This window comes from Candidatus Phyllobacterium onerii, from assembly GCF_028331445.1.
Taxonomy (GTDB): Bacteria; Pseudomonadota; Alphaproteobacteria; order Rhizobiales; family Rhizobiaceae; genus Phyllobacterium; species Phyllobacterium onerii.
Genome location: NZ_JAQMHX010000005.1, coordinates 376888 through 397699, shown reverse-complemented (window position 1 = coordinate 397699; position 20812 = coordinate 376888). Strand labels below are relative to the sequence as shown.

The following is a 20812-nucleotide window of genomic DNA, read 5'->3' as shown; positions in this document are numbered from 1 at the left end:
GCGCAGGACAAAATGAAAATGGCGGGCATTACGCCCGCCATTTTGCCGTAGATAGACAGTTTATCAGGCGCTGCGGAAGATACCGCGCCCTGCATAGCTTGCCTGCGGTCCGAGCTCTTCCTCAATGCGGATGAGCTGATTGTATTTCGCAACCCGGTCTGAACGGGCGAGCGATCCGGTCTTTATCTGTCCGCAATTGGTTGCAACGGCGAGATCTGCGATGGTCGTATCTTCAGTTTCTCCCGAGCGATGCGACATAACCGCGGTGTAGGCAGCACGATGTGCTGTATCGACGGCGTCGAATGTTTCAGAAAGTGTGCCGATCTGATTGACCTTTACGAGGATCGAGTTCGCGACGCCCATCTTGATGCCATCGCGCAGGCGGGCAGAATTGGTGACGAACAAATCATCGCCAACAAGCTGGCACTTGTTACCAACGAGCTCTGTCAGATATTTCCAGCCATCCCAATCGTCTTCAGCCATGCCGTCTTCGATGGTGATGATCGGATAATCGCCAACAAGCTTGGCGAGGTATTTCGCCTGGGTCTTTGGATCGCGCGATTTCTTCTCGCCCTCATAGACGTAGTTATCGTCCTTGAAGAATTCGGTCGAGGCGCAATCAAGACCAAGCGCGATTTCTTCACCTGGCTTGAAACCCGCTTTCTCGATGGACTCCATAATGAAATCGAGGGCGTGCTGTGCCGTCTTCAGGTTCGGCGCAAAACCGCCTTCATCGCCGACATTGGTGTTGTGGCCCGCATCTTTCAAGCGCTTCTTCAACGTGTGGAACACTTCCGAGCCATAACGAACTGCCTCGGCAAAGGTAGACGCGCCGACCGGCAAGATCATGAACTCCTGGAAGTCGATCGGATTGTCCGCGTGAGCGCCGCCGTTGATGATGTTCATCATAGGTACAGGCAGTACATGGGCGCTCGGACCGCCGAGATAGCGATAGAGCGGCAGGCCTGACGCTTCAGCAGCGGCTTTGGCAACGGCAAGGGATACGCCAAGAATCGCATTGGCGCCGAGACGGCTCTTGTTCGGCGTACCATCGAGATCGATCATCGTCTGATCGATGTGGATCTGGTTTTCCGCTTCCATGCCGCCAATTGCATCGAACAACTCACCATTGACCGCGTCGACAGCCTTTTCAACACCCTTGCCGAGATAGCGGGTACCACCGTCGCGCAATTCGACTGCTTCGTGCGCGCCGGTCGACGCACCTGAGGGGACGGCTGCGCGGCCCATGGAACCATCTTCGAGAACGACATCGACCTCAACAGTCGGGTTCCCGCGGCTGTCCAGAATCTCGCGGCCAATAATATCGACAATAGCAGTCATGGAGTATTCCCTTTCAATGAGCATTGAGCCTTGGGCTGGCCACTGAATAGCGAATGAACATGACAAGGAAAATCCCCACAAAGACGAATTGTGGATCAAAACAGAAAAAAGGCCGTCAATGACGGCCTCAATTCATAAGATTGTGCCTGTTAAGCTGCTACATCGTTGTAATAGGTGAACGACCTCTCACGGACCTGACGACCATCATTTTCGGTCAGTTCGGTTATGCCATGAGCTGGGGCTTGTTCCAGCTGTTCCTTGGTGAATGGCACAACATACCCACCCGTCGCTTCATCGAAGTCGAGGAGCTTCCACGGCACGGCATGATATTTCTCGCCAATTCCAAGGAAGCCACCAAAACCGACGACTGCGAACATGATACCGTCCGTGGTCTTGTCGAGCATGACATCTTCGATTTCACCAATCTTGTCGCCGCTGCTGTTGTACACATTGGTACCAATGACGCGCGACGCACGAATAGCTTTCGTATGTCCTGAGCTGGTTGGCATTTGCTCTTCTCCTCTTTTGCTTTGCCTATGAGGATAATGAGCAAGGCCGCATCGCGGTTGCATCAAAACTTAATTTTCTGCGAAGGAACTTTTAGGCTGCAGGCTCAAGCCCTCTTGGCAATCCGGTCAAATTCCAGGAGCTTTTCGAGAAGCCGCGGCATCTGGTCGAGTGGGACCATATTCGGGCCATCTGACGGCGCATTGTCCGGATCCTGATGCGTTTCGATGAATACACCTGCAACACCGACAGCCACAGCGGCGCGCGCCAGCGTTTCGACAAACTCGCGCTGACCGCCTGTTGAGCCACCCTGCCCGCCCGGCTGCTGCACCGAATGGGTCGCATCGAAAATTACCGGGGCCCCGAAACCTGCCATGATGGGTAGGGAGCGCATGTCGGAGACAAGCGTGTTGTAGCCAAAGGAAGCTCCCCGCTCAGTGACCATCACGTTTGGATTGCCGCTCTCTGTCACCTTGGCAATGACATTCTTCATGTCCCATGGCGCGAGGAACTGGCCCTTCTTGATGTTGACGATCTTGCCGGTGTTGGCAGCCGCGACCAGAAGATCGGTCTGCCGGCAAAGGAAAGCCGGGATTTGCAGGACATCGACCACTTGGCCAAGGATAATACATTGCTCTTCCGTATGGACGTCAGTCAGCGTCGGCAGACCCAGCTCACTACGGATATCGGCGAATACCGGCAGCGAGTTCTCCAATCCGAATCCACGCTTCCCGGTTAGCGATGTGCGGTTCGCTTTGTCGAAGCTAGACTTGTAGACAAGGCCGATCCCGAGTTTTCCTGTCAGTTCCTTCAACGCTCCGGCCATGTCGAATGCGTGCTGACGGCTTTCCATCTGGCAAGGCCCCGCGATGAGAGACAATTGGCCAGTGTTGGAAAAGGCAACATTGCCGGCGGAAACCGTAGAATTCAGGGACATCAGGAAGCCTCAAATACGATGGCTGCGCCCTGTCCTGGTGCCTTGTGCACAATCAGGCGGGAGCCGCGCTTTTCGAAAGGAATATCGTTGCTGATCAGCAAAGTTTCAACCGCAGCGAAGTCGCGCACTGCCAATACAAAGGCTTGAAGCCGCAAGCCGCGCTCGGTTTCCGATGCCTCGATGTCGAGGAATGAGCGCAAGCCCTGAGGTGTCAACACTGTCACGTTGGCGTTGGCGGCACGCATATCCATACCGAATGAATGCGCATTGACGTCGCGCTGGCTCATGATCTCCTGCAGCGGATACTGGAAATCCGTCGGATTGACTTCCGACAGGATGACTTCGCGTAGTGCAACCGCACCGTTCTGGTGCGTCTGCAGCGACGTGCGATCAACCTTGGGCGTGTTCACCCGCTCGCAAGTGAAGAAGAAAGCGTCTGGCGCGCGGAGGTCAGCCGCAAAAGCCAAGCGGAATCCCGCGATGTCCTCTTTCCCGTCCGGCGTTACGAACGGACGCGAGAAATTGAGGATATCGCCGGCGGAAATGCCCGCTTTGATGAAAGCCTTGTGATCGCCAATTGCGTCGTACGTACCCATTACCAGAGCAGAGAAGCCTTCATTGCCATTGCGGAACCGCCAAGCCTGATCGCGAGCGACAAAGACATTGCCGTTCCGCGCCTCTTCTTCGCAAGTCTCTCGCTGGCCAACCGCCAAAAACTCGAGAAAGCAGTCATCGCCAAAGAAAACGCAAACATTTTCGGTGCCAAATGGATGCTTGCCGACCGGGGCAACGACAAAGCCAAGTTGCTCCATACGTGCCCGAGCGAAGTCAAGGTCAGCAGTAGGAAGAACCAGATGGTCGACAGGACGCGGGGTACGAGGAGATGAAATGGTCATGTCAAATCGCCCCCACGATTTTTGTCACACTAGCCGGTTCTGCGCCATTGCAGCATTGATGAACGAGGCAAAAAGTGGATGCGGCTCGAACGGACGAGACTTCAATTCCGGATGGTACTGAACCCCGATAAACCAGGGATGGTCGGGATATTCGATCGTTTCGGGCAAGACGCCATCCGGCGACATGCCAGAGAACACGAGGCCGCACTCTTCCAGGCGATCCTTATAATCGATATTCACTTCGTAGCGATGACGGTGGCGTTCCGAAATATCGGTTGACCCGTAAATATCAGCAATGCGCGTGCCGGATTTAAGCAGGGCTTCGTAGGCACCAAGCCGCATCGTTCCACCCAGATCACCGGTCTGCGCACGCTTCTCCAGCATGTTGCCCTTGAGCCACTCCGTCATCAGACCGACAACGGGTTCGCTGGTCGGGCCGAATTCGCTTGAAGATGCTTTCTCGACCCCTGCCAGTGATCTGGCTGCTTCGATCACCGCCATTTGCATGCCGAAGCAGATACCGAAGTACGGCACCTTCTTCTCCCGTGCAAATTTCGCCGCCAGAATCTTGCCTTCTGAGCCGCGTTCGCCGAAGCCGCCGGGCACCAGAATGCCGTGTACCTTTTGCAGATAAGGAGCCGGGTCTTCCTGCTCGAAAATTTCCGATTCAATCCAGTCGAGATTGACCTTCACCTTGTTGGCCATGCCGCCATGGTGCAGCGCTTCGATCAACGACTTGTAGGCATCCTTGAGGCCTGTATATTTACCGACAATGGCAATCGTTACTTCGCCTTCCGGGTTATGGATACGCTGGCTTACCTCGTCCCAGCGTTCCATGCGCGGCTTTGGGGCTGGATCGATGCCGAACGCAGCAAGGACTTCGGAATCAAGGCCTTCCTTGTGGTAAGCCATCGGCACGTCGTAGATCGTATCTACATCGAGCGCCTGAATAACCGCAGATGCGCGCACATTGCAGAACAACGACAGTTTGCGACGTTCTGATTCTGGAATCTCGCGATCGGCCCGAATCAAAAGGATATCCGGTGCGATGCCAATTGACCGCAGTTCCTTGACCGAGTGCTGCGTCGGTTTGGTCTTGAGTTCCCCTGCCGCCGGAATATACGGCATCAACGTCAGGTGAATATAAACAGCGGTGCCTCGCGGTAAATCATTGCCAAGCTGGCGAATAGCCTCAAGGAACGGCATCGCTTCAATATCGCCGACCGTACCGCCAATCTCGCACAAGACGAAATCATAATCCTCATTGCCTTCGACAATGAAATTCTTGATCTCGTCGGTAACGTGCGGGATCACCTGAACAGTCGCGCCGAGATAGTCTCCGCGGCGTTCCTTTTCGATGATGTTCCGGTAGATCCGCCCAGTGGTGATATTGTCCTGTTTGTTGGCAGGACGCCCGGTGAAGCGCTCATAGTGACCAAGGTCGAGGTCAGTTTCAGCGCCATCATCGGTGACAAAGACCTCACCATGCTGGTAAGGCGACATCGTGCCGGGGTCTACGTTGAGATAAGGGTCGAGCTTGCGAATCCGTACACGGTATCCACGAGCCTGGAGGAGTGCCGCCAAAGCGGCAGCAGCGATGCCTTTTCCGAGGGAAGAAACCACGCCGCCAGTGATGAAAACATATCGGGCCATGGGCTTATCTCGTTAGTCCTTTGCAAGTGATTTGGCCACAAAAAAATTCGGCCCGAAAGCCGTTTTCCCCGCCCCAATCATTTTCCATTCCAAACGAAACGGCCAGACGCGAGGTCTGGCCGTTCCAACAAATTCAACAATAGTTCTTACAGAACAATAACTTCCGTGCCAATGCTGACGCGGTTGTAAAGATCGATCACATGGTCATTGACCATACGGAAGCAACCGTTCGATGCGGAACTTCCAATGCTCGACGGCACGATCGTCCCATGAATGCGGATATGCGTGTCCTTGTTGCCCTGCGACAAGTAAAGTGCGCGCGCACCGAGCGGATTGCCTGGGCCGCCATCCATTCCGTTTTCATATTTGGCGTAGTGGGCAGGTTCCCGTTCGATCATCTCTTTGGTCGGAATCCAGCGTGGCCATTCACGTTTCGTCTGGACCACGGCTGTACCCTTGAATTCAAGGCCTTCCTTGCCGACTGCAATACCGTAGCGGCGAGCCGTGTACGAGCTTTCGACGAGGTAGAGGAACTTTGCCTTCGGATCGATCACGATCGTGCCCGGCTTGTAGCCCGTGAACTCGACGTCCTGCGGCATGTATTTCGGGTCGATCCCGTACTTGTTCTTGGCTTTGGCAGACTGCACCGGCTTGCGAACTTCGGCGACCTCGATCGGCTGCGCAGCCGCTTGGGCATCAGCGTCGGCCTTGTCATTGCCGCCAAGCCCGAATGGATTCAGAATTTTTTTGATAATTGGTTCTGCGGATGCCGGGCCCGACAAGGCCAGGAGCGACATTCCTATGAGCAGAGAGCGACGTGACAGCATAGTTTTAAAGTTCCCGCGTAGATTGCAAAACGCCATCAGCAGCGTTTGCGAGGCCCCCAAGGCCAATCTGATATCGCGATATCCGAAGACCAGTTTCTTCTCAATGCAAATCGCTGTGAAGAATACCACAGATTCATTGTTCGCATCAAAAGGTTGCGGAAGCGCAACACATTTTACGCGCTTCCGTCAATCAAACGATTTAGCGGTCCGAATTACTGCGAATTCGGGACCGGATTTGCCGGTTGTGCGGGCGTAACCGGAGCTGTCGGCGCAGGTAGCGTCGATTCGGGCGCCGGAGCAGTGGTACTTGGCGCTGCCGAACCGGCTGCCGGCGCATTGGAGGCAGGCGGCGTCGCATTATTGGACGAAGCGCCACCCAGCTGGTTGAGAATGCCACCGCTCGTCGGAGGCTGCTGGCCTGCGGGCTGAGTACCTGTGGTCGTGGGGATACGGTTGAGAATGTCAGTCGGATTTTCACCGTAGCGGGCCATGATGCCGAGCGCCAAGGACGTAATGAAGAAACCCGTTGCAAGGATCGCCGTCGCCCGTGTCAGCACGTTTGCAGCGCCTCGGGCCGTCATGAAGCCGGAGCCACCACCAATTCCAAGACCGCCACCCTCGGAGCGCTGCATGAGCACGACCCCGACAAGGGCAAGTACAATCAGAAGATGAATCACGATGACGACGGTTTGCATGGGGTATTTTCTGCTTTCTAGGGGTCGGACGCGGCTCTTTACACCGTATCGGCCAATAAACCAAGCCCGTCAGGTGACAGTTTTCTTGCGCTTTTCGCGGTTTTTCCGTCGCTCAAAGAGAATGATACGCCTCACAGATGGCGAGGAAGTCCGCTGCTTTCAAGCTCGCGCCACCAACAAGCGCGCCGTCGACATTTTCGACCCCCAGAAGCTCCACCGCGTTGGCCGGCTTTACTGATCCACCATAGAGGATGCGCATCTTGGCGCCTTCACCACCGAAACGCGTGCTCAACGCCGAACGGATAAAGGTATGCACTTCGTGTACATCCGTGGCGGTCGGTGTCAGACCCGTCCCAATGGCCCATACGGGTTCATAGGCTATAATGCTGTTGTCGGCGTTGGCACCATCAGGAACCGAACCCGAAAGTTGTGTAGCAACCACGTCGAGCGTAGCGCCTGCCTGGCGCTGCGCTTCTGTCTCGCCAATACAGATAATCGCTACAAGCCCCGCGTCCCACGCTGCCCTTGCCTTTGCATCGATCATTTCGTCCGTTTCGCCATTGTCCGCCCGGCGTTCGGAATGTCCGACAATCACATGGGATGCGCCGGCATCTTTCAACATGTCCGCCGAGATACAGCCGGTATACGCACCTGACTTTTTTGTGTGGCAATCCTCTCCGCCGATACTCAACGCTTCGCCCTCGACGGAATGAGCAGCACGGAAGACAAGCGTTGCTGGCACACAGATCAACGCGTCGATCTTCTCGCCGATCGCGGAATTCGGCCTGTTGACGATGATACGCAGTTCCTCGAGCGACTCTCCGGTACCATTCATTTTCCAGTTACCAGCAACGAGCGGACGGACATCTGGGGTCATTGAGTGTTCCTTAGGCGATTGTTTTGGCAATTTCTCAGGCATTTGCCTGTCTGAGTAGCAAATTCACTCGATAAAGCAATCGACACAAGCCTTCCATGACGCTATTCCCCTATGGATTCAATTAAGCCTCTCGACTGATACGGTGACTTTTAATGCTCGACTCTCTCCGCAATGTTGCACAGACCTGGGTGGTCAAAGTGCTCATGGGCCTTCTCGTGATCAGCTTTGCCGGATGGGGTGTTTCCAACACGATCCTCGGCGCCATCGGTGGCAGTGCAGCCATTCGCGCCGGACATTCCGAAGTATCGCCAGTTGATTACCGCTTGGCCTACGACCGCCAACTGGCTGCGCTATCGCAGCGCTTCGGTCAGCGCCTCACGCGCGAGCAGGCGGATGCCATCGGAATTGGTCATCAGGTGCAGGGCCAGTTGGTTGCCGGCGTGGTTCTCGATGAACAGGCGCGCACCATGTCGCTCGGCCTGTCAAAGGATCGTTTGGCACAGCTCGCCGCTGAAGATCCGGCATTCCAGGGCGCCGATGGCCGCTTCAATCCAGCACAGTTTGATATGGTGCTTCGCAACGCCGGTATGAGCCCGCAAAGCTATCTCGACAACCGCGCACAGGTCGCTCGCCGTCAGCAGATCGTCGAAGCCGTTGCCGATGGCGTCAAGGCGCCTGACACCCTTCTTAAAGCGGTTGCTCTTTATAAGGGCGAGTCACGCACGATCGATTACGTCGCCATGCCGAAGAGCTTCGTGAGCGACATTGCCGATCCCAGCGATGCGGATTTGAAGACATATTTCGATGCAAACAAGGAAGTTTACGGCGCGCCGCAATACCGCAAGGTAAGCTATGTCAAGCTCGAGCCGAAGGATATCGCCAATCCGGCTTTGGTGACACCCGAAGAGATCAAGACTGAATATGATAAGAACATTGCGCGCTATTCGACGCCTGAAACGCGCACCATCGAACAGTTGACGTTTGCAAATGAAGATGCAGCAAAAGCTGCACATGACAAGATCGCAGCCGGAACCAGCTTCGACAATATCGTCAAGTCGGAAGGCAAGACCATGGATGACGTCCGCCTCGGCACATTCCCGAAAACCGGCCTGCCCGACCAGTCCATTGCCGATCCGATCTTCGCGCTTCAGGCAAACGGTGTCAGCGATGTGCTGAAGGGTGCATTTGGGCCGGTTCTCGTTCGCGTATCGGCTATCAACCCGGAAGTCACCAAGCCTCTCACCGAAGTCGAGAAGGATATTCGTGAGACTATAGCTCTGACGCAGGCGGCGTCCGCGATCGCGGACGTGCATGATGCCTATGAGAATGCGCGGGCTGACGGTGCGAGCATGGCAGAGGCCGCAGCAAAGCAGAACCTGAAGGTCGTAACGATTGATGCAGTCGATTCCAGTGGCCATGGTGCCGATGAAAAGGAAATTGCCAATCTGCCGTTCGACGAGAACCAGTTGGCTGCAGTCTTCCAGGCGGACGTCGGTTTCGACAATGAACCGTTCAATCTCGGCACGAATAGCTATCTATGGTACGACGTCGACAGTGTAACACCTGCCCGCGAGCGCCCGCTCGATGAAGTAAAGCCGCGCGTTGTCGCTGCATGGAAGGCGGCTGAAGCCGAAAAGCGTCTCAACGAGAAAGCCGAGGAGGTTCGTAAACGCGTCGCCGGCGGCACATCGCTCGACGATATCGCGGCAGAATTCAAATTCACCAAGGATACGAAACGCGGCATTACGCGCCAGAGCAAGGATACGGATCTCGGTGAAGGCGGCGTTGCATCGGTCTTCGATGGTCCGGAAGGACTTGTTGGTGTGACGGAATCGGCGTCCGACGGCTCGAAACTCATCTTCAAGGTCGCAGAGTCGATCGAACCGGCGAATGTCGGACCGGAAACCCTGACGACCGTGGAACGCGACGCATTCGGTTCTCGCATTGCCGACGATCTGCTCGACCAGCTCGTCGCGCAATTGCAGACTGTATATCCAGTGTCCATCAACCAGACCGTCATCAATCAGGCACTTGCACGTTAGGTCAGACAGAAAATGGCTGAATTAAAGCGTTTCATCGGCATAGCGGCTACGGGCAAGGCGCTCTCGCAGGAGGAAGCCGTCGAGGCATTCGACATCATGATGTCGGGACAGGCAACACCTGCGCAGATCGGTGCGCTGCTGATGGCGCTACGGGTGCGTGGTGAGAATATCGACGAGATAAGTGGCGCTGTTTCCGCCATGCGTTCCAAGATGCTGAAGGTGAATACCTCTTCGAATGCCATCGATATTGTCGGAACAGGTGGCGATCAGTCGGGCTCCTATAACGTGTCGACCTGCGCCGCATTCGTTGCCGCCGGTGCTGGTGTTCCCGTCGCCAAGCACGGCAATCGTGCCTTGTCATCGCGTTCCGGCGCCGCCGATACACTCGCTGCTCTTGGCATCAACATCGAAATTGGCCCAGAACTGATTGCCACCTGCATTGAACAGGCCGGGATCGGCTTCATGTTCGCGCCGATGCATCATCCGGCCATGAAGCATGTTGGCCCCGCACGCGTCGAGCTTGGCACACGCACCATCTTCAATCTGCTTGGTCCTTTGACGAATCCGGCAGGCGTAAAACGTCAACTTGTCGGCGTATTCGCACCTGAATGGGTCGAGCCCATAGCGCATGTTCTGAAAAACCTCGGATCCGAAGCCGTATGGGTCGTGCATGGCGATGGTCTGGACGAGATCACCACAGCCGGCGTGACCAAGGTGGCGGCGCTCGAAAACGGAAAAGTTCGCACTTTCGAGATCGATCCTGAGTCCTTTGGTTTGCGGCTGGTGGATCCGCAGGATTTGAAGGGTGGTACGGCCGATGAAAATGCGGTGTCCCTTCTTTCGGTACTCGACGGTGCGCACGGCGCTTATCGTGACATTACCCTGTTCAATGCGGGAGCGGGACTTGTAATTGCTGGTGTAGCGGCCGATCTCAAGGTTGGCTTAGAAATGGCTGCACATTCGATCGACAGCGGTGCTGCCCGAAATGTGCTTAAAAAGCTGGTTCATGTTTCCAATAGCGAGGCACTTTGACCATGGTTGATATTCTTCGCAAGATCGAAACCTATAAGCGCGAGGAGATCGCTGCTGCCAAGGTGCGTGTCACGCTTGATGAACTGAAGGTGCAGATAAAAGACCAGGATGCGCCGCGTGGTTTTCTCGCTGCCCTGCAGAAGAAACGCGCCGCCGGAGAGTTCGCACTTATCGCCGAGATCAAGAAGGCGAGCCCATCGAAAGGCCTGATCCGTCCGGATTTCGATCCACCAGCCTTGGCGAAAGCCTATGAGGCCGGTGGGGCCGCGTGCCTCTCCGTGCTCACCGACGCGCCATCCTTTCAGGGCGCTCCGGAGTTTCTCCAAGCCGCTCGTGCCGCAACCAAGCTACCCGCCCTGCGCAAGGATTTCCTGTTCGATACCTATCAGGTCTATGAGGCGCGAAACTGGGGTGCCGATTGCATTCTCATCATTATGGCAAGCGTTGCCGACGACGTAGCCCGTGCGTTGGAAGAAACGGCCGTTGCGCTCGATATGGACGTGCTTGTCGAAGTGCACGACGAGGCGGAACTCGAGCGCGCGCTGAAATTGAATTCGCCATTGCTCGGCATCAATAATCGTGACCTGCGCACGTTCAACGTGGACCTGGCCGTATCGGAACGCTTGGCGAAAATGGTACCGTCGAGCAAGTTTCTGGTCAGCGAGAGCGGTGTGTTCACGCATGCCGACTGCCAGCGGTTGGCCAAATCCAACATCGGCACATTTCTGGTCGGCGAAAGCCTCATGCGCCAGGATGACGTGGCGGCGGCCACGAGAGCACTATTGCAGGGCACTGCGGACAAGCAGACAGACGCGGCATGACAACACCCAAGCTTACGCATCTCGACGAGACGGGCGCCGCCCACATGGTCGATGTCGGCGCCAAGGTTGATACGGAACGGGTGGCGGTTGCCGAAGGCTCGGTGAAAATGCGGGCGGAAACGCTGGCGCTTATCAAATCCGGCAATGCCGCCAAGGGCGACGTAATTGGAACGGCGCGGATCGCCGGGATCATGGCGGCGAAAAAGACCCATGATCTGATCCCGCTTTGTCACCCGCTGCTGTTGAGCAAGATATCCATCGATATCGATGCCGATGAAGCGTTGCCGGGCCTGCACGTCGTCGCAACGGTCAAATTGACTGGCAAGACCGGCGTCGAGATGGAAGCGCTGACCGCTGTTTCTGTGGCATGCCTGACGATTTACGACATGGCAAAGGCTGCAGACAAGGCGATGGTCATCCAGGATATCCGCCTTCTGCAGAAGACCGGCGGAAAGTCCGGAGCATGGTCAGCAGCACATGAGAGATAATATGTCAGGACTTCTTCCAGTTGACGAGGCACTGAGGCGTATTCTCGCCAGCGCAGAGAAACTCGAAGCAGAGCTTGTCCCTCTTGCCGCCGCCGGTGGCCGTGTTCTCGCTACTGATGTTCATGCCAAACGGCAGCAGCCCCCCTTTGCGGCCTCCGCCATGGACGGATACGCGATTCAGGCCGCAGACGTGGCGACAGTTCCAGTCACGTTGAAACTGATGGGACAATCGGCAGCAGGGCATGCGTTTTCCGGCACTATCAAAGCAGGTGAAGCTGTTCGCATTTTCACTGGAGCGCCGGTTCCCGAGGGTGCTGACAGTGTCGTGATTCAGGAAAACACGGTTCCGGGAGATCGCCAGGTCGAGATCAAAGAAACCGTCACATTCGGCAGGAATATCCGTAAAGCCGGTCTGGACTTCGACGAAGGCGATCTGCTGCTTGAGGCGGGGCGCGTTCTTGATTCAGCCGCGCTTGCCCTTGCCGCCGCAGCCAATCATCCAACGCTTGAAGTGGTTCGGCTGCCTCGCGTGGCCATTCTCGCTACCGGCGACGAATTGGTCACCCCAGGTGAGAATTATCGGCCGGATCAGATCATTGCCTCCAACAGCTATGGACTGGCAGAGATCGTGCGCCTGGCTGGCGGGGTGCCGATCGATCTTGGTATAGCCGAGGACCGGCTCGAAGCCTTGAGCGATGCACTCGATGAGGCCGTGGCGGCCAAGGCAGATATTCTGGTCACGCTTGGCGGTGCTTCGGTCGGAGATCATGACCTCGTTCAGCCTGCGCTCGCTGCCAAGGGCATGGAACTCGATTTCTGGAAAATTGCGTTGCGCCCAGGCAAGCCGCTGATGTTTGGCCGTCTGCAGGACATGAAAATTCTCGGCCTGCCCGGCAATCCGGTCTCGAGCCTGATTTGCGCGCATATATTCCTCATCCCGCTGATCCACGCCATGCTCGACTTGCCCCATGCGCCCGATCTTCGTTCGGCAGTTCTTGGAACCGACATGGGCACCAATGACCAGCGTCAGGATTATGTTCGCGCGCGCATCACCAAAGACGATAACGGACAACTGATCGCGACGCCCTTTGTTATGCAGGATTCATCGATGCTGAAGTTTTTGGCGGACGCCAACGGCCTGATTGTCCGTGAACCGCATGCGCCCGCGATCAAGGCGGGATCGGCATGCAGCGTGATGATGTTACGCTGATGCTACTAGGCTGATCCTTCGAGACGGTGTTCCTTGCGGTCGACTTCGGTGACGGTAGCAAGGTCGATTGCCTTCTGCAATTTGGCCGCGTGACGGAATGACGGTTCGAGCGTTCGTCCCTGCCCCACGGCTTCGACAAAGCGTTGGTAATTGGTCGGCACCGGCTCGACATCGATTTCCTTCCAGATCGCCGTCTCGATATCGTCGCCAAGGCAAACGAAGAGCTTGGATCCGTCATGGCGATGCTGGATTTCAAATGAACCCTTGTCGCCATAGACACGCAAACGCAATTCATTGACGTGTCCGGTGGCCCAACGACTTGAATGCACGACGCCCAAGGCACCATTGGTGAAGCTCACCGTCATGGTAAAACTGTCATTGGCATCAAGTTGATATTCGCCGATCCTGTTCCCGTCGGCTTTGTCAAAAGCTTTCAGACGGCAGAAAACCTCGTCGATTTCCGTGTCGGTAGCGTAGACCACGAAATCGAGAATGTGGACGCCCACATCGCCGAGGGTGCCGTTGGAGCCATGTTGTTTCGACAAGCGCCACAGCCACTGGCTTTCCGTGCGCCAATCGCCCCAGACTTTTGATACGAGCCAGCTTTGGAGGTAGGACGCCTCGACATGCCTGATCTTGCCGATCTGGCCGCTTGTCACCAGCCGGCGGGCAGTTTGCAGCTGTGCGACATTGCGATAGGTCAGGTTGACCATGCCGACCAGATTGGCGTTTTCGGCCGTCTCGGCCATTTCCATGGCGTCATGATAGTTAGTTGCCAGAGGTTTTTCGCAAAAGACGTGCTTGCCGGCGGCAAGACATTGCATTGTCGTGGAGTGATGCGCGCTGTCGGGGGTTACATTGGCGACGGCATCGAACTCCCCCCAGGCGAGTGCATCCTCAAGTGACGTGAACGCCCGTTCGAATGAGTATTTGTCACGGAACGCTTCCGCTCGGCCCTTGTCGACGTCAACCGCACCGGCAAACGCGACGCCTTCAATATCGATGAAGTTTCTGGCGTGGGCGCTCGCCATGTGGCCAGTCCCCAGGATTAATAGACGCATCAACGAAAGCCTTCCTCACCAGACTCGTGCAAACTGCCGCCGCGTGCCGTGATAGGTTCCAAAGCTTTCTCAACCGGCACATTCGGCGCCTCTGTAATATTCGGAAAGCGCAGTGGATTATACGCCCAGTTCACCGCATTGCGCAGCACGAGCCCGACAGTTTCATCATGATAGGTCGGATAGGTCTCATGTCCCGGGCGGAAGTAAAAAACATTGCCTGCGCCCTTGCGATAGGTCAGCCCCGAGCGAAAGACTTCGCCGCCCTGGAACCACGATATGAATACCGTTTCCAATGGTTCCGGCACAGAGAATGGTTCGCCGTACATTTCCTCGTTTTCCAGCTCGAAAAATGCTGGCAATCCCTTGGCGATTGGGTGGCCGGGGTTAACAACCCAGAGACGTTCCCGCTCTCCCGCCTCGCGCCAGTTCAACGCGCAGGGTGATCCCATCAATCTCTTGAAAATCTTCGAAAAATGCCCCGAATGCAGAACGATCAGTCCCATTCCCTCCCAGACCCGCTGGGCCACGCGCTCGACTATTTCGTCGGCAACGTCGCCGTGAGCACGGTGTCCCCACCAGACGAGGACGTCGGTCTCTTCCAGCACCTCGCCCGTCAGGCCATGCTCCGGCTCCTGCAGGGTTGTGGTTTTGACGCTGAGGTTGGTATCGCTCTTCAAAAGCTTGGCGATCTGGTTGTGCATGCCTTCCGGATAGATCTCGGCAACTGTTTTATTGATCTGTTCATGGACGTTCTCGCCCCAGATAAGCGTGCGAATTGCCATTGGTCTTTCCTTATCTTTGGTATGGAGATTTATCAATTTGCCGCCGGGCGGCCCGATTGGTCGAAACGGTGGATGTTGTTGTTAACGGGCGCAACGCAAAGCAGTTCCCCCGGCTGTTGGTGTGCCGAGCCGTCCTGCCGTACCACCAAGGGTTCCTTGGCGCCGATATCGATATAGAGGAAGCTCTCGGATCCTAGATTTTCCGCCAAAAGAAGCTTGCCTTTCCAGAGACCGTCCTTGTCCTTGATTTCCAGATGCTCCGGCCGCACTCCCAATATGTCGGTCTTGTAGGCATCCGCGAATTGCTCAGTGAGGAAATTCATCTTGGGTGAGCCTATGAAACCGGCAACAAAAATCGATTGCGGCTTCTCATAAAGCTCCAATGGCGTGCCAACTTGCTCGACATTGCCATCCCGCAGAACACAAATCCGGTCTGCCAACGTCATGGCCTCCACCTGATCATGCGTTACATAGATCATCGTCGTTTCATGCATCTTGGCGTGGAGCTTGGCTATTTCAAGACGGGTCGCGACCCGCAGCGCGGCATCGAGATTGGACAGCGGCTCATCGAAGAGAAAGACCTTGGGATCGCGAACAATTGCCCGGCCGATGGCGACCCGCTGGCGCTGGCCGCCGGAAAGCTGCTTGGGGAGCCGGTCGAGATAATCCGTAATCTGCAGCATTTCCGCTGCCTTGTGCACCCGCCGCTTGACATCGTCCGCGCTGCCCTTGGCTAGTTTCAGGCCGAACGCCATGTTGTCATAGACGGTCATATGCGGATACAGCGCATAGGATTGAAACACCATGGCGATACCGCGCTGGGACGGCGTCAGACTGTTGACGATCTTCTCATCGAACGCGAGCGTCCCGGACGTGATATCTTCAAGCCCCGCGATAAGTCGCAGAAGCGTCGATTTTCCGCAACCCGACGGGCCAACGAAAACCATGAACTCGCCGGGCTCGATTTCAAGGTCCACACCTTTGATGACGTCGAACGTGCCGAAGGATTTTCGGAGATCTTGCATTCGAATAGTTGTCATTTGAAGCGCTCCTTAGCCTTTGACACCGCCAGCCGTCAGGCCGGAAATAATCTTGCGTTGAAAGATGAGGACGAGGACGACCAAAGGTACTGTGACAATCACCGAGGCTGCCATGACGATCCCCCAAGGTACCTCGTGCGCGCTTGAGCCCGTAAAGAGCGCGATGGTGACCGGCACCGTGCGGGTTTCCGTCGAAGACGTGAAGGTCAACGCGAAAAGGAACTCGTTCCAGGCCGCGATGAAAGCAAGCAATCCGGTCGTTACCAGTGCAGGCCACATCAGAGGCAGGAACACCCTTGTTATGATCACCCAGGGCGTGGCGCCATCGACGATTGCAGCCTCTTCGATCTCCACAGGCAGATCACGCATGAACGTCGTGAGTACCCATACCGTAAATGGCAAGGTGAAGATCATGTAGGAAAAAACCAAACCGCCGAGCGTGTTATAGAGACCCAGAAGCCGGATGACTTCAAACAGCCCGGCCAGGACGGCTATCTGCGGGAACATGGAAACTGACAGAATCGTCAAAAGCAATAACGACCGCCCGCGAAATCGAACCCTGGATAAAGCAAAGGCTGCTGTAACCGCCATCAGCAGGGAGAGGGTCACGACGCATGCCGATACAATGATGGAATTCAAGAGGTTGCGGGCAAAACTTCCCGAAGCGATAACGTTCACATAATTCGCTACGGAGAATGACGTCGGCCAATATTCGATTGTGAAAATCGCACTGCCGGTCCTAAAACTCGTGATGATCGCGTAGTAAAACGGGAAAACCGCGCAAACAACGATCACAACAACAAGCGCATAGAACGCCGTGTTCTTGATGATGGACATCGGCATCAGCGCTCTCCTCCGTCCAGCCTTACACGGCCAATCCAGATCGCCAGCATGGTCATGAGCGCTATAATCAGAAATAACAGGGTCGACTGCGCTGAACCATAGGCGAATTTATCGAAGTCGATCAGATTCTCGCGCGCCAGAACCGACATCGTTTTGGTCTGGGCACTGTTAGGCGTCAATACATAGATCAGATCAAAGATTCGCATTGCATCGAGCAGCCGGAAAATGATCGCCACCATCAGCGCTGGCTTCACCAGCGGCAATGTGATCCGAAAGAACTGCTTGACGGGATGAACGCCATCGATGCGCGCCGCTTCATAAATGTCACCCGGAATCATCTGTAGACCCGCAAGGATCAAAAGCGCCATGAATGGCGTGGTTTTCCACACATCGACGATCAGCACAGCGATCATTGCGGTATCGGAACTTGCAGTCCAGGCAATCGGATGGTCGATCAGGCCGACGCGCATGAAGAGATCGTTGAGGATGCCGAATTGATCATTCAGCATCCATCCCCACATTCGCGCTGATACGATGGTCGGGATCGCCCAAGGAATAAGGATCGCCGCACGCACAATGCCCCTGCCCTTGAATTCCGCATTGAGGACGAGTGCTATGACCATTCCAAAAACGGCCTCCAGCGAGACGGAAATTACGCTGAAGCGAACCGTGTTCCAGACAGCATTCCACCACGCCGGATCGACCAGCAGACCGGAATAAATCGTCCGCCCGCTTTTGAGCTGTATCCACGAGAGATAGTTCTTGAAGCCTACCCACTTGGCCGCATCGATGTTGGTCAGCGAAGCGTCAGTGAAGGAAAAATAGATCGTTCGGAGCAGCGGCCAGCCCGCAACAACCGCCAAAGCCAAAATCATGGGAAGAAGAAACAATCGCGCTGAGCGCGAGCGCTGACGCAAGAGTTCCGAACGTACAGAGGGAGACGCTGTCATCAAGTTCCTGCCCGATGGTTACATTCAGGGTTGATCAGGCAAATCGGTGCACACGGTCTAAGATAGGTCCAATCGCACCATGCCGTCGACTGGCAGAGGTTACCAGCTACCCCCCCGAAGTTCCGTCAGCTTGGCTTCCAGAAGCTCAAGATTATCTGCAGCAGTTCCGTTGCCGGACAACGTGTCATGGACCGCGCTCCAGAACATGGACGAAACTTCGTTGTATTTGACCTTCGTGGGTGCGGATGGACGAGGCACTGCCGTCTCGAATACCGGCTTCCAGTTCGTGATTACCGGTTGAGCCGCGGCAATATCCTTATCGTCGTAGAGAGCCTTCAGCGTAGGCAAATTGGCGATTTCGATTGCCCGTTCCTTCTGTTGTTCAGGCGCAGCCAGGAATTTGACCAGTTTGATCGCTTCCGCCGGTGATTTTGTATATTTCGAGATGGCGAGATTCCAGCCGCCCAACGTCGCTGCAGAACTCTGCCCCTCTTTCGAGCTCGGCAGGGTCGTCACATCGAACTTGCCCTTGATCGCGCTGTCCGGGCCGTTGCCCAGTGCATAGGCGTAAGGCCAGTTGCGCATGAAGACGGCATTCCCCGTCTGCCAAACACCGCGGCTCTCCTCTTCGGTATAGGCAAGGACACCCTTTGGAGAGATCGTATCGATCCACCCCTTTGCCCTATCGATTGCCGCGACTGCTTCTGGATTGTTGATCGAGATCGTACCGTCAGGCTCGATAATCTGGCCGCCACCAGAAGACTTGATCCATTCAAGTGCGTTGCAAGTCAGGCCTTCATAGGCGTTGCCCTGGAAAACAAAGCCGTACATCGCCTTGTTACCAGCTTGGCGCTCGCCCTCCTGGATTTCCTTGGCGGTCGCAGCCATCTCGTCCCAGGTTTTGGGAACCGGCTTCTTGTATTTCTCCAGAAGATCCTTGCGGTAGTAGAAGGCCGGCGCGTCCGTGTACATCGGCATGGCAACGAGTTTGCCATCAACCGTCTGGCTTTGGATCATCGATGGAAAGTGTTGATCGACGACGTCCTTCATGGCCTCTGTCAAATCGAGAAACTGGTTGGCCAATTGCGGCGCCCAGATCACATCCGTGCGGTAGACATCGATGTCCGTATTCCCTGCGGCGAGCCAAAGCCTGTACTGGCCAAACTGGTCGGAGCTGTTTGCAGGCATCGCGACTATTTTGACTTTGTTGCCTGTTTCCTTTTCGAAACGATCGAGCTGTTTGCGCAGGAACTCGCGCCCGTTACCCGTATCACCTGAGACGATTGAAAGGTCGGCGGCGAATGCGCCCGAACAGATCAACATTGTAGCCAAAAGGCTCGCAAGGATTGATTTCGCTCTCATGATTTCCTCCCGTAAATCCAAGATGGAACAACGCGCGTTGGCGGTGGGCTGTTCCAATTTATGAAAACTCCTCCTCAAACACTTTGAAACATTAACGTAAAATACAAATCCAAAGCGCTTTGGGTAAAGGGTGGCAAAGGCCGGCCCTGCTGTCAAGTTGGAATATCTGAGGTCTGTAAGAATCCAGCGGATAATGGGCGTCTGATTTCTACCCGTAACCATCTTGAGTTGAAATTACTTCCAAAGCGCTTCGAAATTACGCTATGGTTAAGTTCTAAATGTCGTCTGATAAACTGAAATTAGTAGTCCTGGATCGTTTGATATGAAACTCAAGGAACTGGCCGAACGACTTGGCCTCTCGCAAACGACGGTCAGCCGCGCACTCAATGGCTATCCGGAGGTCAACGAGGCAACCAGGGAGCGGGTTAACAAGGCCGCCCTCAAGTTTGGCTATAGCGCCAACGCCAATGCGCGCCGCCTGGCGATGGGGCGCGTCGGCGCGATTGGAATTGTCGTGCCTATTCACAGCAGCGAGCGTTTTGGCCCGCATACCAGCGAGTTCTTGTCCGGCCTTGCGGAGCGTGTCTCGCGTGACGAAATCGATTTTCTGATCACCCCCCTGATCAACAATGACGAGATTTCCGCCTATAGGCGCCTGATTTCCAGCAAGCGCGTCGACGCAATGATTGTCTCGCACCCTTCCCTTGTCGATGAACGCGTTGCCATGCTTGCCGAAGCGCAATTTCCGTTTGTGCTTCACGGGCGGACTAACATAGATACACCGCACGCTTGGCTAGATATCGACAATAAGGGTGCCTTCTATCAAGCAACGTCGCATCTGCTCGATCTTGGCCACAAGCACATTGCCATGATCGATGGTCTCAAGGGTTTCACCTTCTCGGAACACCGTGAGGAAGGTTATCGTAATGCGCTTAACGAACGCGGTATTTCGATCGACCCCAATTTTATCGTGCATGATTGTTTTTCCGACGAGATCGGTTTCCGCGAAACACAACGTTTCCTGTCCCTGAAGCCCCATCCAACCGCCATTCTCGCTGGATCGATGATGACAGCGTTGGGCGTTTCCCGGGCAATCCGCGCCAGGGGCTACCAGCTTGGCAAGGAAGTTTCGATCATCGCCCATGATGACGTTTTTCCCTACCTCAATGCCAGCAACATGGTTCCGGCGATGACAACGACACGTTCTTCGATAAGAGCTGCCGGTACGAGGATCGCAGAAATGCTCGTCCGCCTGCTCGATGGCGAACCACCGGAAACCATCCACGAAGTTTGGCCGGTTGAGCTTATTCTACGCCAATCCAGCGGCCCGCCGGTTATTCCGGCTAAGTAACAGCTGACCCGCGTTTCTCGGCTTCCATACACCACATATTAATCCTTGTGGAACACAACTGGAACAGATAGTGTTTGTTCTGGTTTTGTTTTTTCCG

At 55.5% G+C, this 20812-nt stretch carries 20 protein-coding genes; 6 read left to right on the top strand and 14 right to left on the bottom strand.

What is annotated here, in order from left to right:
* Nucleotides 1-63: 63 nt before the first annotated feature.
* The 8 genes from eno to tpiA form a co-directional block, all read right to left on the bottom strand.
* Nucleotides 64-1341: a phosphopyruvate hydratase gene (gene eno / locus PHA01_RS14505; protein WP_271896577.1), complete on the bottom strand. Its 1278-nt coding sequence runs from the start codon at nt 1339-1341 to the stop codon at nt 64-66.
* Between the two features lie 149 nt (nt 1342-1490).
* Nucleotides 1491-1850, bottom strand: a complete 360-nt coding sequence (locus PHA01_RS14500) for a PRC-barrel domain-containing protein (RefSeq protein ID WP_271896575.1) — start codon at nt 1848-1850, stop codon at nt 1491-1493.
* A gap of 104 nt (nt 1851-1954) precedes the next feature.
* Nucleotides 1955-2788, bottom strand: coding sequence for a 3-deoxy-8-phosphooctulonate synthase (gene kdsA / locus PHA01_RS14495; RefSeq protein WP_271896684.1), 834 nt, complete (start codon nt 2786-2788; stop codon nt 1955-1957).
* Nucleotides 2785-3681, bottom strand: a complete 897-nt coding sequence (locus tag PHA01_RS14490) for a VOC family protein (RefSeq protein WP_271896573.1) — start codon at nt 3679-3681, stop codon at nt 2785-2787. The genes kdsA and PHA01_RS14490 overlap by 4 nt, the downstream gene beginning before the upstream one ends.
* 24 nt (nt 3682-3705) lie before the next feature.
* Nucleotides 3706-5334 (bottom strand): CTP synthase, encoded by a 1629-nt coding sequence (locus tag PHA01_RS14485; RefSeq protein ID WP_112529239.1) that lies wholly within the window; start codon nt 5332-5334, stop codon nt 3706-3708.
* A 146-nt stretch (nt 5335-5480) separates the two neighbouring features.
* Nucleotides 5481-6161, bottom strand: a complete 681-nt coding sequence (locus PHA01_RS14480) for a L,D-transpeptidase (protein WP_271896571.1) — start codon at nt 6159-6161, stop codon at nt 5481-5483.
* A 212-nt stretch (nt 6162-6373) separates the two neighbouring features.
* Complete coding sequence (gene secG, locus PHA01_RS14475; RefSeq protein WP_271896568.1) at nt 6374-6856, bottom strand: preprotein translocase subunit SecG; 483 nt, start codon at nt 6854-6856, stop codon at nt 6374-6376.
* Nucleotides 6857-6968: 112 nt separating this feature from the next.
* On the bottom strand, nt 6969-7733 hold the full coding sequence (tpiA, locus tag PHA01_RS14470) for a triose-phosphate isomerase (protein ID WP_271896566.1): 765 nt from the start codon (nt 7731-7733) through the stop codon (nt 6969-6971).
* Between the two features lie 152 nt (nt 7734-7885).
* Between tpiA and PHA01_RS14465 the strand changes: the two genes are divergently transcribed.
* From PHA01_RS14465 to PHA01_RS14445, 5 genes are read left to right on the top strand one after another with little or no spacing between them, the layout of a single operon-like run.
* Nucleotides 7886-9775: a SurA N-terminal domain-containing protein gene (locus PHA01_RS14465; RefSeq protein WP_271896564.1), complete on the top strand. Its 1890-nt coding sequence runs from the start codon at nt 7886-7888 to the stop codon at nt 9773-9775.
* A 12-nt stretch (nt 9776-9787) separates the two neighbouring features.
* Nucleotides 9788-10807 (top strand): anthranilate phosphoribosyltransferase, encoded by a 1020-nt coding sequence (gene trpD / locus PHA01_RS14460; RefSeq protein WP_271896562.1) that lies wholly within the window; start codon nt 9788-9790, stop codon nt 10805-10807.
* A 2-nt stretch (nt 10808-10809) separates the two neighbouring features.
* Nucleotides 10810-11628, top strand: a complete 819-nt coding sequence (gene trpC / locus PHA01_RS14455) for an indole-3-glycerol phosphate synthase TrpC (protein ID WP_271896560.1) — start codon at nt 10810-10812, stop codon at nt 11626-11628.
* Nucleotides 11625-12116, top strand: a complete 492-nt coding sequence (gene moaC / locus PHA01_RS14450) for a cyclic pyranopterin monophosphate synthase MoaC (protein WP_271896558.1) — start codon at nt 11625-11627, stop codon at nt 12114-12116. The genes trpC and moaC overlap by 4 nt, the downstream gene beginning before the upstream one ends.
* A gap of 1 nt (nt 12117) precedes the next feature.
* A complete protein-coding gene (locus PHA01_RS14445) occupies nt 12118-13326 on the top strand; it encodes a molybdopterin molybdotransferase MoeA (protein WP_271896557.1) in 1209 nt (402 codons plus the stop codon).
* 5 nt (nt 13327-13331) lie between these two features.
* On the opposite strand, the gene PHA01_RS14440 is transcribed toward PHA01_RS14445, so the two are convergent.
* The 6 genes from PHA01_RS14440 to PHA01_RS14415 form a co-directional block, all read right to left on the bottom strand.
* Entirely contained in the window at nt 13332-14387 is a 1056-nt protein-coding gene (locus PHA01_RS14440) for a Gfo/Idh/MocA family protein (RefSeq protein WP_271896555.1), read from the bottom strand.
* Entirely contained in the window at nt 14387-15169 is a 783-nt protein-coding gene (locus PHA01_RS14435) for a ThuA domain-containing protein (protein ID WP_271896553.1), read from the bottom strand. Before PHA01_RS14435 ends, PHA01_RS14440 begins: the two co-directional genes overlap by 1 nt.
* A gap of 32 nt (nt 15170-15201) precedes the next feature.
* The gene (locus PHA01_RS14430; protein WP_271896551.1) at nt 15202-16209 is read right to left on the bottom strand and encodes an ABC transporter ATP-binding protein; all 1008 of its coding nucleotides are present in this window, start codon (nt 16207-16209) and stop codon (nt 15202-15204) included.
* Nucleotides 16210-16221: 12 nt separating this feature from the next.
* Nucleotides 16222-17052 carry a carbohydrate ABC transporter permease gene (locus PHA01_RS14425; RefSeq protein ID WP_271896549.1) on the bottom strand — a complete coding sequence of 277 codons (831 nt, stop codon included), beginning with the start codon at nt 17050-17052 and terminating at the stop codon, nt 16222-16224.
* A complete protein-coding gene (locus PHA01_RS14420; protein ID WP_271896547.1) occupies nt 17052-18002 on the bottom strand; it encodes a carbohydrate ABC transporter permease in 951 nt (316 codons plus the stop codon). Before PHA01_RS14420 ends, PHA01_RS14425 begins: the two co-directional genes overlap by 1 nt.
* A 99-nt stretch (nt 18003-18101) precedes the next feature.
* Complete coding sequence (locus PHA01_RS14415; RefSeq protein ID WP_271896545.1) at nt 18102-19364, bottom strand: ABC transporter substrate-binding protein; 1263 nt, start codon at nt 19362-19364, stop codon at nt 18102-18104.
* 322 nt (nt 19365-19686) lie between these two features.
* Between PHA01_RS14415 and PHA01_RS14410 the strand changes: the two genes are divergently transcribed.
* On the top strand, nt 19687-20715 hold the full coding sequence (locus PHA01_RS14410) for a substrate-binding domain-containing protein (RefSeq protein WP_271896544.1): 1029 nt from the start codon (nt 19687-19689) through the stop codon (nt 20713-20715).
* Nucleotides 20716-20812: the final 97 nt, after the last annotated feature.